The organism is Litorivivens sp., from assembly GCF_057445395.1.
In genome coordinates, this window is record NZ_JBVBUV010000013.1 from 56,994 (window position 1) to 71,792 (window position 14,799).

At 49.1% G+C, this 14,799-nt stretch carries 12 protein-coding genes; 5 read left to right on the plus strand and 7 right to left on the minus strand.

The window, feature by feature from the left end; genetic code table 11:
• Nucleotides 1-145 precede the first annotated feature (145 nt).
• Entirely contained in the window at nt 146-2,707 is a 2,562-nt protein-coding gene (locus tag AC222A_RS06270; RefSeq protein ID WP_486774752.1) for a TonB-dependent receptor, read from the minus strand.
• A gap of 75 nt (nt 2,708-2,782) precedes the next feature.
• Complete coding sequence (locus tag AC222A_RS06275) at nt 2,783-3,838, minus strand: alkane 1-monooxygenase (RefSeq protein ID WP_486774753.1); 1,056 nt, start codon at nt 3,836-3,838, stop codon at nt 2,783-2,785.
• Between the two features lie 273 nt (nt 3,839-4,111).
• Here AC222A_RS06275 and AC222A_RS06280 point away from each other — a divergent pair, with 273 nt between their 5' ends.
• Nucleotides 4,112-4,729 (plus strand): TetR family transcriptional regulator, encoded by a 618-nt coding sequence (locus tag AC222A_RS06280; protein ID WP_372747138.1) that lies wholly within the window; start codon nt 4,112-4,114, stop codon nt 4,727-4,729.
• Nucleotides 4,730-4,959: 230 nt separating this feature from the next.
• Here AC222A_RS06280 and AC222A_RS06285 read toward each other — a convergent pair whose 3' ends face one another.
• From AC222A_RS06285 to AC222A_RS06305, 5 genes are all read right to left on the minus strand, one after another.
• A complete protein-coding gene (locus tag AC222A_RS06285) occupies nt 4,960-5,772 on the minus strand; it encodes an alpha/beta fold hydrolase (RefSeq protein WP_372747137.1) in 813 nt (270 codons plus the stop codon).
• 83 nt (nt 5,773-5,855) lie between these two features.
• A complete protein-coding gene (locus tag AC222A_RS06290; protein ID WP_372747136.1) occupies nt 5,856-6,749 on the minus strand; it encodes a transglutaminase-like domain-containing protein in 894 nt (297 codons plus the stop codon).
• A 44-nt stretch (nt 6,750-6,793) separates the two neighbouring features.
• A complete protein-coding gene (locus AC222A_RS06295) occupies nt 6,794-7,276 on the minus strand; it encodes a styrene oxide isomerase (protein ID WP_372747135.1) in 483 nt (160 codons plus the stop codon).
• Between the two features lie 110 nt (nt 7,277-7,386).
• Nucleotides 7,387-8,631 carry a cytochrome P450 gene (locus AC222A_RS06300; protein WP_372747134.1) on the minus strand — a complete coding sequence of 415 codons (1,245 nt, stop codon included), beginning with the start codon at nt 8,629-8,631 and terminating at the stop codon, nt 7,387-7,389.
• 110 nt (nt 8,632-8,741) lie between these two features.
• Nucleotides 8,742-11,219 (minus strand): TonB-dependent receptor, encoded by a 2,478-nt coding sequence (locus AC222A_RS06305; RefSeq protein ID WP_372747133.1) that lies wholly within the window; start codon nt 11,217-11,219, stop codon nt 8,742-8,744.
• A gap of 427 nt (nt 11,220-11,646) precedes the next feature.
• On the opposite strand from AC222A_RS06305, the gene AC222A_RS06310 reads away from it, so the two are divergent.
• From AC222A_RS06310 to AC222A_RS06325, 4 genes are all read left to right on the plus strand, one after another.
• A complete protein-coding gene (locus tag AC222A_RS06310) occupies nt 11,647-12,684 on the plus strand; it encodes a helix-turn-helix domain-containing protein (RefSeq protein WP_372747132.1) in 1,038 nt (345 codons plus the stop codon).
• 227 nt (nt 12,685-12,911) lie between these two features.
• Nucleotides 12,912-13,232 carry a 2Fe-2S iron-sulfur cluster-binding protein gene (locus tag AC222A_RS06315; RefSeq protein ID WP_372747131.1) on the plus strand — a complete coding sequence of 107 codons (321 nt, stop codon included), beginning with the start codon at nt 12,912-12,914 and terminating at the stop codon, nt 13,230-13,232.
• 20 nt (nt 13,233-13,252) lie between these two features.
• Nucleotides 13,253-14,527: a cytochrome P450 gene (locus AC222A_RS06320; protein ID WP_372747130.1), complete on the plus strand. Its 1,275-nt coding sequence runs from the start codon at nt 13,253-13,255 to the stop codon at nt 14,525-14,527.
• Between the two features lie 125 nt (nt 14,528-14,652).
• A partial coding sequence (locus tag AC222A_RS06325) for an FAD-dependent oxidoreductase (RefSeq protein WP_486774754.1) occupies nt 14,653-14,799 on the plus strand: 147 nt, incomplete at its 3' end.

Here is a 14,799-nt window from a genome sequence, read left to right on the forward strand (position 1 = left end):
AGGATGGCGCGAATCTGCCAAGTTAGAATTTAGGCAATTTAAATAACCCGCGTACAGTTCTGTACAACCTGACTTAAAATACATATTACGTTTACTAGATGAAAAAATAGAGAGTCGACCAGATATCCCACTCAACTTTAGCGCATTACCAGCGGTAACTCATTTGCAAAGCAACGCTGCGCGGTGCATTAACAAACCCGTGGTGAGTGGTTGTACCGGCGATCACTTTTTTGGCGACGGGCGTGTCTACGCCGTATAAAATAACCAGCTCGTCAGTCAGGTTTTTTGCCAACAACGCCACCTCCCATAAACCATCCAGTGACGACAAAGACACCCTACCATTAAATTGCACGTACGCATCCTGTTTAATGCGCTCATCAAGGTTGGGCGAAGGGTGATAATCATCCGTGAAAATAGTATCCAGATTAGCTCTGAGCATATAGCCGACGTCAAAGGCGCGCTCATAGGCCAATGTAATATTGCCTGAATAGTCCGCCGCGTACTGATTAGTTTTTCCGGAGTAGTCGCAGTTAATGCCATTCGGTTGATCTGGCACCTGATCCTGAATACAGGTACCAAATTTGTGATCCTGGAATTCGAAGTCTAGAAAAGCTAGTCCCCCGGCGAGGAGAAGACGTTCTGATAGAGCTATCCGACCGTCGAACTCAATCCCTCGGGTCACCGCACTCGCGGCGTTGCCCACATTAAAACCCAGCGTGCCGTCAAACACACTAACCTGAAGGTTTTCATACTCGGTCCAGAATAATGCGGTATTTAGTTCGGCAGCACCGTCCAAGAGCGTCGATTTAAAACCGAGTTCGAAGGCTGTTGCTTCCTCCGGTTCGTACTCAAAACTACCTATAAGCGCACGCTGATTAGTTCCTCCCGGGGCCGCGTTCGGGTTAGCCGGCGTCGGCTCAGAACTAGGAGATGAGTTGGAGCGGGCGTCGTAGCCACCGGACTTAAACCCACGGCGAGCCGAAGCATAGCTCATCAGCTCAGGGGTTATATCCCACTGCACGTTGATTAACGGGGCAAACTGCGATTCTGTTCTCTTGCCTTTAAGGTAGTGCCTCTCTGCGGCGAAGGTTACTGCTGCAGCAGTGTCAGTCTCTCCTATCGGGATAATCGTGCCATCGGGTTTCGCAAACTCCAAAACCCGGCTGCCGCTTTTCTTTTCGAAGGTATAGCGCCCACCTAGCGTTAAACGCCAATCTTGATTAATGGTCCATGTAGTTTGCAGGAAGGCAGACGCAATAATTGAATCGCTTTTAAAGTCTCGAGGAGATCGAATGTCCAGAACAGCGTTACCCGCATCACCAATACCAGCGGCCTCAAAACCTGTGCTTCCATCCGCACCTGGGTCATAGTCGCCACGGCCACCACCCTCAATTAGATCCGCCGCATTAATCAGCTGCGGAATCAGCGTAGAGGGCAGAATTATCGAGTCAAAAAAGTACAGCTCGTTGTATTGAAAGTAAGCCCCCGCTATATGCTCGAAGCGTTGCCCTACTGGCGATATCCAACGGAACTCTTGGCTATACTGTTCGTAGTCTTCTTGAAACGCTACTTGAAATAATGGAGCTCCGGTAAAATCACAGTCGCATTCTTCATCATATTGATACGCCATGATGCCAGTAATAGAGCTAAAGCTGTGTTCCCCCAGATACCAGTCCAAGTTAGCAGTGAAGTTTTGTGTATCGTTGTAACTGAAATCGCCGTTAGCGTGTCTACTTCGATCCGCGACAGAATCCAGTACGGCAGGGTGTGAATCTATATTCAATATGCTTCCGTTCGGCTGCAACTGCACTAGATCTCGTAACTCCTGTGGCAAAGCTGCAAAAAACTCCGACGCCGGCCCTGCACTTGGAAATACGGTCCGGTCCAGGATTTCACCATAGGTTCGACCAGTAAACAAAAATATATCTGACGTCGATGGATTGTCGCTTATAATTTCAGACTGCCTTCCCACAACGTCAAAACGGCCACTCTCTAATTTGAATTTCGCATCCAAACTATCCGTGGCCTTCCAGTCGAGTATGAGTCGATATGTAGCTTCACTTCTCTTTGCCTCATCTCGGTCAAGTACTGGGTTGTCCATGAATCCGTCGACCTTTCTCTGACGAGTGGCAAAGCGGAGAGCCATAGTGTCGTTAACTGGGCCAGAGAACATGACATCGAGAATTTGCTCGTTCATAGCCGGTTCGTAAGTTAACTGAAAACGCGCCTCTTTTTCCTGGGATGGTGTCGCGGTCGCTATATTAATAGCACCGGCTATACTGTTCTTTCCTAACAGAATATTCTGCGGCCCTCGCAACACCTCAACTCGCTCCAAATCCAAGAATGGGGCTCGGGCCAATTGCGCTCGACCATAATAGATTCCGTCGACATACATGCCGACGGATTGCTCGAAACCCTGATTTTCTCCTGACCCTATACCACGAATATAAATATCGGTACCAATGCTAGATTCCGTCATTGTGAAATTAGGCACATAGGCTTGTAGATCCTCGATCTTAGCCAACCCGGCCTCCATCATCTTCTCGCCACCAATAGCGCTAACTGACACTGGAACATCCTGAAGGCTTTGTTCGCGAAGCTGAGCGGTTACAACAACCTCTTCAAGCACTGGAGCACTATTCACCACAGCGCTGACACCTACAACAACCCCTGTCAATAGAGCTCGCAATATGACTTTATATGACATAGTTTTGATCCTTTATTGTTCTAAAGCAGAGAATCCGGTCGCCGCTACCAAAAGAGCGGTACCACACAGGTCCGCCTAACCGTGATTGGCCAAAGCCAGATTTCCCTTGTAGTGCGCCTTAACCTTTGGGTTCATTACCCTGAACCAAAGCGGCGGAAAATAGGCTAGCATCATCATCGATGCATAGCCGGAGGGGAGCTGAGGACTGTCGTCGAAATGACGAAGTGCTTGATAAGGCCGTGATGGGTTTGCGTGATGATCTGAATGACGCTGCAATTGATACAGCAGTATGTTGGTAATCGTATGGTTACTGTTCCATGAATGTCTTGGTTGACAGCGCTCATAGCGGCCGTCCTCACCTTTCTGCCGTTTGAGTCCATAGTGCTCAATGTAGTTAATCACTTCCAACAAGGAAGCTCCGAGCACCGCCTGAACCACAAGGAAGGGGAGCGCTGGCCAACCCCAAATTGCCATACAGCCCGCAAAAAAAACAATGGTCATACTCCACGCTTGCAACACCTCGTTGCGCCAATGTATAGAGGGCAGTTTTTTTCGAGCTAACCGCTGCGCCTCAATTTCCCAAGCAGAACGAATACTGCCAATCACCGTACGCGGTAGAAAAGACCAGAAGCCCTCGTTGTAGCGTGAGCTTGCAGGATCCTCTGGCGTGGCCACACGACGATGATGACCAAAGTTGTGCTCAACAAAGAAATGTCCGTAGGCAACCGGAGCGAGAGTTAGCTTCGCCAGGAAACGCGGCAGCGCCTCCCGCTTGTGTCCCAATTCATGGGCAGTATTGATACCTATTCCATTAACGTAGGCGCAATTAAGAATTGCACCAACTACGCCAAACCAACTCAACCCACCTTCAGTGACACAGGCAACAGCCGCCAACGTACCGATAAATTGAAGAGGAATGTATGCATAGACGATATGACGGTAATAGCGGTCGCGGGCTAGTCGCTCAACTGCGGATTCCGGTGGATTACTACGATCGGTCCCCACCAAGTAGTCGAGCGCTGGAATAACGATATATACGACCAACGGCGCCATCCACCAACTCAATTCGGAGCCGGTGGCCATATACAGCAGAGAGGCAACGATTGGCAGTAAAGGGACCACTAACCCCATCGCCCACAGTGGCTTCTTGGAATCGCGCCATAGGAAAGCTTCATTGAATGTGCGTTGTTGAGTCACCGCTGACATATACCCGCCTCGCTTGCTTCATTATCATATTTACACATGTAAACTTATGCTAAGTTCGATATTAACACTTGTCAACTTAAATTTTCGGGCGATTTTGTATGCCGTAACCGCGATGTCGCCTAAACACAAAACACTTGTTAGTCTTACGCTTCAGGCGGTCATTTCAATGACTTGCAAAACAGGGTGACGGGAACCGTAGTGGCAAAACAAAGCAGAAAAGGCAACAGAGAGAAATTACTTAATGCGACATTATCCCTGATTCTGGAGGACCAAAGTGGATTAGCCGGCCTCAGCTTGCGCAAGATCACAAAGCAAAGCGAGCTCAGCCCGCCAGCGTTCTACAATCATTTCAGCAGCACTGAAGAGCTGGGATTAGCTCTTGTCGAAGAAGCCGGAACAGTCATCCGAGGACTCCTGAAGTCAGTGCGTGACGCCGATTCAGTTGAAGAAGTTATCGGCCGATCAGTAGAAATCGCCTTTGACTACATAACAACCCACAGGGCATTGTTCATCTTTATCGCCCGTGAGCGAGCAGGCAGCTCTGCGGCTATTCGGCAGGCTATCCGCCTGAATGTGCGTGCAATCATCGAAGACATGAGCGACGACTTTGCTACCAGCGGGCTATTCCCTCAATACGACCTAGATGAACTGAGAGCGATGGTATCTGCTATTGTTTCGCTTGGCCTGAACCTGATACCCGACCTACTGGACTTAACAGAAGCAGAACCCGAAGAGCCTGATTACCTATTGCGAGAGTTCGAATTTCAAGTGCGCACAATGCTGAAAAACGGCTATAAAGCGGAACCTATTTCGTAAAACCAACTGCGGTTTCCAATCGCTCACCTCGAATCTTATTTACATTACGAACACAAAAATTAAACTTATGCTTTCTCAAAAACTGCGCTGCAGCGTCCAATATAATATATAGACTGACGCCACCGCTTCTCTTTGAAGGAAAACCTTTCTGTCTCTGATGGTGACGGGTAATTCTATCGCACGCTATAATATTTAGAATTATCCCTCCCTGAGAGGGATCCAATAGCGCATCACAGCGCGCCCTCTTCCACGCTCTCAGCCAAGAAACCAGACACCATATCCAAAATTTCGGCGCAGCTCTCTTTGTGCGGAACATGACCAATACCAGGCAATACGACGGATCGCGAATACCCTGTAGCTTGGCCGGCTATAAATTCCGGGAAGTCTACTGAGCCATATTCATCACGATCTCCGTGGACCGCCAGAATCGGACAGTGGACGTTATTAAGATGAGTCTTCAGATTCCAGCACAGGAACTGCGGATGCAACCATGTATCGGTCCATGCCTGCAGAACCCAACGGGCTTTAGGTCCGTGATATTTAGCTAATTTTTCGAAGTTATTTCCCTGATTGAAATAATTTCTGGATGCAATAATTCCACGCTTGGTCCTCTCTTCAACATACGGCTGGGAAGACTCAGTTATAACTGCGGCACACAGACCTGTCATCGAGTGAATGCTGGCAATGGCTATGGCCATACAACCACCTACGCTATGCCCAAACGGAATGACTTTCTCCAGACCGAGGGACGCACACAAGGCGGGAAATACCGACTCCGCTTCCTCGTCAATAAACCGCAGAGAAGGTGGGGCCGTGCGCTCTGTTGAACGCCCGAAACCTAACCGGTCATAGGCTACGACCTGGCGCCCCAGTTTAAGCGCAAGCACTTCCGGAAAGTCTCGCCAAAGTTCCACACACCCGAGCGAGTCGTGAAGCAGAACAACAGGTGTTTCGCAGCGCCCCCCACTCACATGCCACCGGCGGACGAAAATCTCACCGCCAGGAACCGAAACCATCGTTTCATCTATGTTTATTACTGTCATACCACCGTTTCAACCACAGCAGTCAGCAGGCACTGCTGAGAACATGAAGCCCAGAGAGAAAGCATGCCGGAATTGAGTTGAGTTCAGGGGCGCTGAATCTCCTTTTCGACATCCGCAGAAAAGTCTGCCCCCTCCATCGCCTCAAAAACACCGGGATATTCACGATTGAAGGTTTCTATCATCTCAACTAATGGCACATCCGGATATTCACCACGAAAATTGAGGTATTCCATATGCCGCTGACCGACCTTGTCAAACGGGTGATAGATCGAGTCGCTCAAGCCATCAAATTCCAGAGGATGCAGGCTGAATTTATCGCATAGTTCTATATTGAAGGCCGGCGTAGCCTTTCGCCACTGCCCCTCTAGCCAAATAATGGTATACCCGTGGAAGAAAAAGACGTCGGTTTTTAGCGTATTACGCAGTCGTTCCGTAGATAAATGATTACGTACATCAGCGTAACCTAGGCCGGCGGGAATTCCCGCCGCACGACAGGCTGCTGCCAACAACACGGCCTTACTGACACACCACCCATAACCTTTTTCCAAAACTGAGCTGGCGCGTAAGCCGGCTTCACTAACATCTATTCGGTAAGGGTCATAGAGGAAACCATCTCTGACCGCATAGTACAATGCAACCGCACGCTCCCGATCATTACCACCAATTGCGTTTTCCCGGGAAAAACGCCGGACGAGTGGATGCTCGCTATCCACACATGTACTTGCTTCAAGATAGCCGTCGATACTCACTTTTACTTCTCCCAAAAATACTTCAGACAGCCATATTCCGCATGAGAAAAGCCATCCATCTAAGATTTTAGGATTAACCAGCACTACATAGTACGGACTAAAAAGAATTAGTCTCATCCCGGCTTTATTAAAACGCCAGCTATCCAATAGTTGAAGAAGAAAAAACTGCCGGGAGTGGGGGCTCAGCCGGCAGAAAAAGCTGGAATTGCTGCTATAGAGCGATCCCACCTGGATGGTCCTTTTCTTGTTTCGAACGGTTAATCAATTAGCTTCTATGATTTTTCGGGCAACGGATCCGCCCGAAACATTATCCAGCAGACATAGATCAATGTTGCGGCACTAAGGATGGCGGGAAAGAAGGCAAGCACACCTGCAACGCTTGCTTCACCCAACTGATTGCCGCCGGCAGTCAAACCCCGATTAGGCGCGAACATACCGAAAAAATAAAATGAAAAATTACCCCATACGGCAATCGCAGTCCCTACATATACTCGGCGAGCTACCCGCGGGCTCAAGGACACATCGTGCATTGCCAGAGCCACCGCAATTGCCATTAGACCGTTCATGAGCATCCCGACATGAAGAACACGCCACCCCTTTGTCGTACCAGGAATATCCATTTCGATCGCGACAGGAAGTGGGCTGAACGACACTCCGCCTATGAGTGAGAAAGTAAACAAAAAACCACCGACGAGGCCAACCAAAAGCGCCATAAACCCGTGTCTCAAAAGCTTGGAGCCGTAGGAATAGTTCATATTCTTTCTCGCACTATCTCCGATGAAGCAGTCACGATTAACTGATATATGGTTTACTTCCTTGCCCGGCAAAAAAAAGAGCGCGGGCAAGGATTGAGACCATGGCATTACTACAAGGCATGCAGCTTAACGGGCAGCGTCCTGTAACCACGTACCCAGTTGGAGGTTACCCGCTCGGGCTCTCCAACAACTTCCACTTTGTGGAATCGCTGCATGATTTCCTCCCAAAGTATCCGTAACTGCATTTCAGCCAGACGATTACCCATGCAGCGATGTATACCAAAACCAAAAGCTATGTGGTGGCGGGCGTTTTTCCGGTCAATAATGAATTCGTTAGCGCGATCTATCGCAGTGTCGTCATGATTTCCTGACAGATACCACATGACCACTTTGTCGCCTTTTCTGATCTTTTGCCCGCGGAATTCTGTATCCACTTTGGCTGTGCGTCGCATGTGAGCCAAGGGTGTCTGCCATCGAATAATTTCCGATACCATATTTGGAATCAAACCAGGATTTTCTCGCAGTTTTTTGTACTCTGCCGGATTTTGGTTCAGCGCAAGCACACCGCCACTGATAGAATTTCGCGTAGTGTCGTTCCCCCCCACGATAAGCAAACCAAGATTCCCAATATATTCCATGGGTCGGTCGACCATGTCAGCGGTATCAGGGTTGTTCTGCAATAGCGTAATTAGGTCGAGGCCATTCGTTTCTTTTCCTTTACGTTCGTGCCAGAGATTAGTGAAATACTCCAGCATTCCCATAAGGCCGGTAAGTCGTTCTTCTGACGTAAAATCGCCACCACCTAGCTCAGGCGAGCCTGCGGCCAGATCTGACCAATATGGCAACAGATGGCGATCTTCAAACGGAAAATCGAACAGTGTAGCCAGCATCTGGGTCGTCAGATTCTGGGAGACATGTTCCACCCAATTGAAAGTCTCGCCAACAGGCAGGCTTTCCAGAATTTCGACGACTCTACGCCGGATCAAGCTCTCCATTTCTTTCAGATTAGTGGGCGCCACCACTGGCTGCACGGCCTTGCGTTGCACATCGTGCCGAGGTGGATCCATGGCAATAAAGTTTTCGGCTGGAAGATCGTCACCGAGATCAGCCAGAAAAATATTGGGCTCGGATGAGAAAACCTCGTGGTTGGTGTCAATTGCAACAATGTCATCAAACTTTGTAATCGACCAAAAGGGACCAAATGGACTATTCGCTTGATAGTGTACAGGGGCTTCTTTGCGCAATCTTTCAAAAAATGGCCGCCATGCATCCTGCGCCAGTAACGCAGGATTGCTAACATCGATCTGCTCAATTGGTATGGCCCAAGGGTCCGGAATAGTTTCGGCGATATACATTTGAATTACTCCGTGATCACTCATCAGTGAGCGAATAGTTGATAGACTTTTTAAGGAAGTCGGAATCTGAACAGAGGTCGGATTCCGACGACCATGCTGGCTTTAGCTGATTACTCCCAACGGTAGGTCATTTCTAATCCGTAGGTGCGCGGAGCACCTTCCTGGAAGTAGTCAAATCCGAACCCAGCCTGGAGGTTAATTGCGTACCCGTCGTATTCAGTCTCAGTGAGGTTTTTCCCCCATAGAGCGACTGAGTAGCTATTGTCATAAGAACGCCAAGTTAGTCGCGAATTGACTAGCGTGTACGGATCCTGCTTTATCTTGTCGTACCCGGCCTTGTCGTTATAAGCGCTATACCACTGTTCGCCTTGGTAGTTTGCATTAACATTGAAACTCAAAAAGCCAGCGTCGGTTACAAGCACGTCGTAGTCGAGCGAGATATTGCCACTGACTTTGGGGGCAGAAATCAGCTCATTGCCCGAAAGATCTACATTATCGTCAGGGTCATTCAACGTTTGTGTATCTGAGAGCGTAAGCTCCGTGTACTCACTTTCTAAGAGACCGAGGCCAAAGTTCACGACAAGGCGCTCTCCGATGGCCCACATAAGCTCAGACTCAAAACCCAAGATCTCTGACCCGCCAGCATTTTCCAAGAAATTGGATACGCCCACTACGTTAATGAACTGCTGGTTAGTGTAGTCGTAGTAGAACAGGGCCGCATTCAGACGCATGGAGCCTTCGAGAAGATCCGATTTCATGCCTACTTCATAGGCATCAAGGAATTCGGGCTCTGCATAGGCATTCTCAAAGTCACGTACTTCGTAGTAGACACCGCCGTTGAAGTTACCGGCCCGATAGCCTTTGCTGTAACTTGCGTAGACCATGAGATCTTCGCTTAAGCGATAGTCAACACCCAACTTACCGGTCCACTCTTTCTCGTTGGCTGTAAGGCGTGGTGCAGAGTCCGTTGTGTAGGGGCCATGCGTATAACCGCTTTCGGCATTACTGGCCAGGTCCTGGGGGGTGATGCTGCCATCTGCCAAGCCAGCGATAATAGCGTCGGTTTCCAGTGGGCCGTTACTTCCGACAGTTGGTACAATAAAGGGCTCATCAGTGCCCGTATTGTTACCCGGCACCCATGTGCCTACAGGCTCGCCATCGTAGGTGAATCGGGAGATGTTGAGGTAATCCAGGTCGATCTGGTCTGCCGTATAGCGTATGCCAAAGTCAAACCCCAGGTTTGCGGTTGCATCGAACCGAAACTGAGAATAAACAGCGTAGCTTGTTTTGTCGGTGATCATTTTCTGATCGATACCGCCGAAATCGAGCAGAAACGGATAGAACGCAGCTGCCCCGGGAAAGGTGGCCGCCACCCTGGTATCCGGAGGAGTTTCGTAGATTTCGTAGATATTGTGCATATCCTGGTATTCAGTTGCGTAGTACATCCCAGATATGAAGCTAAAGCCGTTATCAAAATTTCCGGCAACCCGCAGGTCCTGGCTGACTGCATCTGTCTGAACGCCCCACCGAATATGTAATAATCCATCGGGCCCGCCGTCGACATTTTGTTTCTGACGATAATCGGCTTCGCTATAGGTACTGATACTGGTAAATGTGTAGGACTCAGTTATGTGCTCGATTTTCATCAACGCACTTTCATTATCGACAACTAGAGGGCCGGTGTAATCATCTTGCTGCTCGTGACGGTCAAGCCCATGTGCAGGCCGAGAATAGCCCGTATTATCAATAAAGCCATTGTTTGGTTTCTCTGTGTACGCGCCGACACCACTCGCAGCTATTGCTTGCGCTTGCTCAGGGTTTTTTGAAAGGTCGCCGCGCGGCTCATTCCGCGAACCGTTAGCAAGAGAATCGTTACCGCTATTGGTGTATTTGAAATCAATGGTTGTCGCATCGGTTACCAACCATTGCGCACTCAGCCTAGCGCCTTGAAAATCAAGCTGAGACAAGTTGCTGCCTCCGAAAGCATTTTCAACGTAGCCATCATGACGACTTGAGGAATAGCCAAGTCGGAGCGCCAAGGTATCTTCAATTACCGTATCCTGGATGCCGAAATCGAAAGCTTGAGAGCCATAATTTCCCGCCCCCGCCTTCATGTTGAAAGAAAACTCATCACCAACCTTTGCGGACTTCGTGATGATATTAACCGCGCCGCCGGTGGTGTTTTTCCCGTAAAGGGTTCCCTGAGGCCCACGAAGCACCTCGAGACGCTCCACATCAAAGAAGTTCATACCATGGGTATAGGTCGCCCCCATATACATTTCATCGGTATAGACGCCTATCGGACTGGCCTGATTTGAGCTGTAGTCCGACATACTGACGCCGCGTATTGAAAAGATGGGCTGCACATCTCCGTAGGGGCCGCTGACCTGCATATTCGGGACCTGTGCTGAGATGTCATTGGCGTTCTGAAAGCCGAATTTTTCCAGCGCGTCACCCGTCATCCCCGTAATGGCGATCGGGGTATCCTGCGTGCTCGCAGAAGTTTTCTGAGCTGTAACCATCACCTCTTCCAGCACCTTTGCCTCAACTCCTGCCGAGTTAACAGCAACCAGAAACGCGCCAGCCATCAGCCTCTGAGGGGATTTGAATCTGTAAGTCATACTATATGCCTCATATTATGGTTTTATGCTCAAACGAAAGCGTCCCGGCAGGAGTTTTCGGCCCAACTGTGTTGCGAGCTGCGAACTGGCTCTGTTTGCTTAATAATTACAAGCACTTACAACCAGAAACAGCCTTCACCGGCGGCTCATCGACAAGTCTAGCAACCGACTTGTAACGCCCGCTTGAGCTCCAGACAACCGAATCACGTCAACCGGAGGTTGCGCTATCCACCAGACACCACCATTAATGTCTGGCTAAAATCTTAGGCGGGAGTTATAGTCATTTGCAGCCAATGTCTGTCGTATTACGCCAATGTGACAGGGGCAATTCCGGCCAAGTTATTCCTCAAAACCCATGACATACAACAATAAGAAGGCATGATGAAATACACCTATGCCCCATGCTACTAACACCCTACAGCAGCTCGAGAAAACCCTACTCCCTATAGCCCTGCTAGACCTAGGGGAGAAGTTTTACGACTTCAGAAAAATTGATAAAAATGATCTGTATAAGCGCTGCCTCATATCAAACGAGCAAATATCTCGCCGGGAGGGCACCATTAACGGCTGGCAGTTTCGCGAGCTATTTCGCTGCTGCAAAGATATCGCAATGCCAGGGACCCCTCTGTCAGTACAGCTCGCAGATTTTATTCCCATAACCATACCTGGCGGCATGTTCGGTCTGGCCTCTTTTACGGCAAAAACGGTTAGGCAGGCCCTGGAAGTAATGATTGATTTTTCCGACACCGTTATGCCGGCGTACCGCTTTGCCATGCATGATGTTCAGCAACATTGCCACATCGTGATGGAGCCACTAGTCGATTTCGATGACATCCAGCATCAGCTCGACGAGTCTGTATGCGGCTATCTTCTCAACCTTCGCCACTTCGCCAACTTGCCGGAACCCGCTGTTCGCATTCACCTAACCCATGACCCTATGGGCGAACTTGAAGATTACGAAAATAAATTCAACGCTAAATTTCTTTTTTCACAGAAGACCATCGAGGTGGTCTTTGACAAACACCATCTGTCACAGGCTCTATATACCCATAATCAGGCAACATTCGAACAAGTCTATACAAACCTGAAAACCTCAACCAGCTTGAGCTCGCATGCCACTTACAGTGCAAAAGTGAGCAAGGTTCTTCGTCAACGGCTTACCAGAATGCAGCCGATGAACATATCTCAGACAGCCGAAGAGCTGAATATCTCCGAGCGCACCCTTGCGCGACGCTTACACCAAGAAGGGGTTTCATTTGCGGAGCTAAAGCAACAGGTGTCCATTGAGTACTCCAAGTATTTGCTGAATGCTACGGAACTTCCCGTTTGCAAGGTAGCATTAGCCTCTGGTTACAGCAGCGACTCCAATTTCGCACGTGCCTTCAAGCATGCTACTGGATTGACCCCAAAACAGTTTCGCTCCAGTAAATAAAAGCCGCACTCGCCCAGACTTGGCTATACGCTCTCATTCACACAATCTTGTCCAGCCTCGATATTTCACGACCCGGTGAACCCGGCAGCACCCTAACGTAATTAGGCTCGAGACCCAGGAAAGACACCAACTGTCTGCTAATGAACAGTTTTAGTCTGAAAATGACAGGGGTTCGAGGGCTATCTTACAGGCTAATTCACAGCCAAACCTAAGACAGGAGAGCCATTGTGATTGAGGTTAAGTTTATTGAACACAGCGGTGAAGTGCACGAAGTCACTGCAGAATCTGGTGCCAGCTTGATGCAAGCGGCTCTCAACAACAGCGTCCCGGGCATTGACGCAGATTGCGGCGGGGGCTGCGCCTGCGGCACTTGCCACGTCATCGTATCACCTGAATGGATTGATAAAGTCGGCTCTCCGAACGAGACAGAGGCCATCATGCTGCAAATGACGCCAGAAGGCTGTGAACGATCAAGACTTTCATGCCAGCTGCAGCTCAATGACGAACTTAATGGACTGGTTGTCGAACTTCCTGAATTTCAAATGTGACTGACACAGGGCATAGAATAATGACTAGCCAATCAGACCGACAAAAAGAAACACTGCCAGACCCCTATGAGCTTCCCCTCGAAGCCATCGATTTGAGCGATCCAGCCCTATACTCCCAAAATCGCTGGCAAGATTATTTCAAACGTGTACGTGACGAAGACCCAGTCCACTATCTCCCGGAAAGCCCCTTCGGCCCTTTTTGGTCGGTGACGCGGTTTGAAGACATTGTTGCCGTGGACACCAATCATGAAGTGTTTTCTTCTGAGCCCTTCATCATGATTGGCGACCCTGACGCGGACATCCCACTTGAAAATTTTATCTCCATGGATCCTCCCAAGCATGACGAACAACGAAATGCTGTACAGGCTGTTGTTGCACCTCGAAACCTTGCCTCGATGGAAGATCTTATCAGAAGCCGAATCAGTGAAATTTTTGATCAGCTTCCAACTGGAGAGAGCTTTGATTGGGTCTCCAGTGTATCCAAAGAACTAACATCCCAGATGCTGGCGACGATATTTGATTTTCCTTATGAAGATCGCCACAAGCTGGTCTACTGGTCAGATATAGCTACATCAGCACCAGAGCTATCGGGAGGCAACGCCTGTAAAGAAGAACGCTTTGCTGCTTTGCAAGACATGGTGGAAACCTTTGCTCGACTTTGGCACCAAAAAGCGGCGCATCGTGAAAAAGGGGGCGCACCCGGCTTTGACATGATCAGTCTTCTTGAGGCCAATGAAGATACGCGAGACATGATAAATCGCCCGGCGGAATTTATGGGCAACCTTGGCTTACTGATTGTTGGCGGGAACGACACCACTCGAAATTCGATCTCCGGCAGCGTATTAGCTATGAACGAGTTCCCAGAGGAATTTGCCAAGCTCAAAGCGAACCCGCAACTTGTCCCGAATATGGTCTCGGAAATTATTCGCTGGCAAACACCTCTAGCCCATATGCGCCGTGTTGCTAAATGCGATTACGAGTTAAACGGGAAGCAGATTAGAAAGGGCGATAAAGTTGTCATGTGGTACATATCTGGTAATCGCGACGAGCGCATTATCGAAAACCCGGATCAGGTAATCGTCGACAGGCAGCGGGCGAGGCAGCATCTGTCCTTCGGTCTTGGCATTCACCGTTGTATGGGAAACCGTCTTGGCGAAATGCAGCTTCGCATTACCTGGGAGGAAATTCTTAAACGGTTTGAAAGCATCGATGTTGTAGGAAAGCCAGTCCGTGTGCACTCAAACTTTGTACATGGGTATGAGTCAATGATGGTGAAAATAAAATCTAAGCACTAATCATTCGTCAAGTCTTCTTCCCTTCGCCTCTCGACGCGAGCTTTGATGGCTCGTGTTTTTAGTTGGAGATTAAGTTTTCCGGCTAAAGGAGGCTTTTTTATCTCCTGTAGTTTCGAGTGAATAGCATGACCGAATTCGATTACGATTATTTGATTATTGGCTCTGGGTTCGGCGGTAGCGTAAGTGCGTACCGGTTGTCTCAGAAAGGATACAAGGTTCTCGTAATTGAGCAAGGTAGACGCTGGTCACCAGAAAATCTTCCCATTACTAAT

Excerpts from the sequence above, each read along its gene's own strand:
- AC222A_RS06270 (WP_486774752.1), bottom strand. The coding sequence starts at position 2,707 with ATGTCATATAAAGTCATATTGCGAGCTCTATTGACAGGGGTTGTTGTA.
- AC222A_RS06275 (WP_486774753.1), bottom strand. The coding sequence starts at position 3,838 with ATGGGGTTAGTGGTCCCTTTACTGCCAATCGTTGCCTCTCTGCTGTAT.
- AC222A_RS06285 (WP_372747137.1), bottom strand. The coding sequence starts at position 5,772 with ATGACAGTAATAAACATAGATGAAACGATGGTTTCGGTTCCTGGCGGT.
- AC222A_RS06295 (WP_372747135.1), bottom strand. The coding sequence starts at position 7,276 with ATGAACTATTCCTACGGCTCCAAGCTTTTGAGACACGGGTTTATGGCG.
- AC222A_RS06300 (WP_372747134.1), bottom strand. The coding sequence starts at position 8,631 with ATGTATATCGCCGAAACTATTCCGGACCCTTGGGCCATACCAATTGAG.
- AC222A_RS06305 (WP_372747133.1), bottom strand. The coding sequence starts at position 11,219 with ATGGCTGGCGCGTTTCTGGTTGCTGTTAACTCGGCAGGAGTTGAGGCA.
- AC222A_RS06310 (WP_372747132.1), top strand. The coding sequence starts at position 11,647 with ATGCCCCATGCTACTAACACCCTACAGCAGCTCGAGAAAACCCTACTC.
- AC222A_RS06320 (WP_372747130.1), top strand. The coding sequence starts at position 13,253 with ATGACTAGCCAATCAGACCGACAAAAAGAAACACTGCCAGACCCCTAT.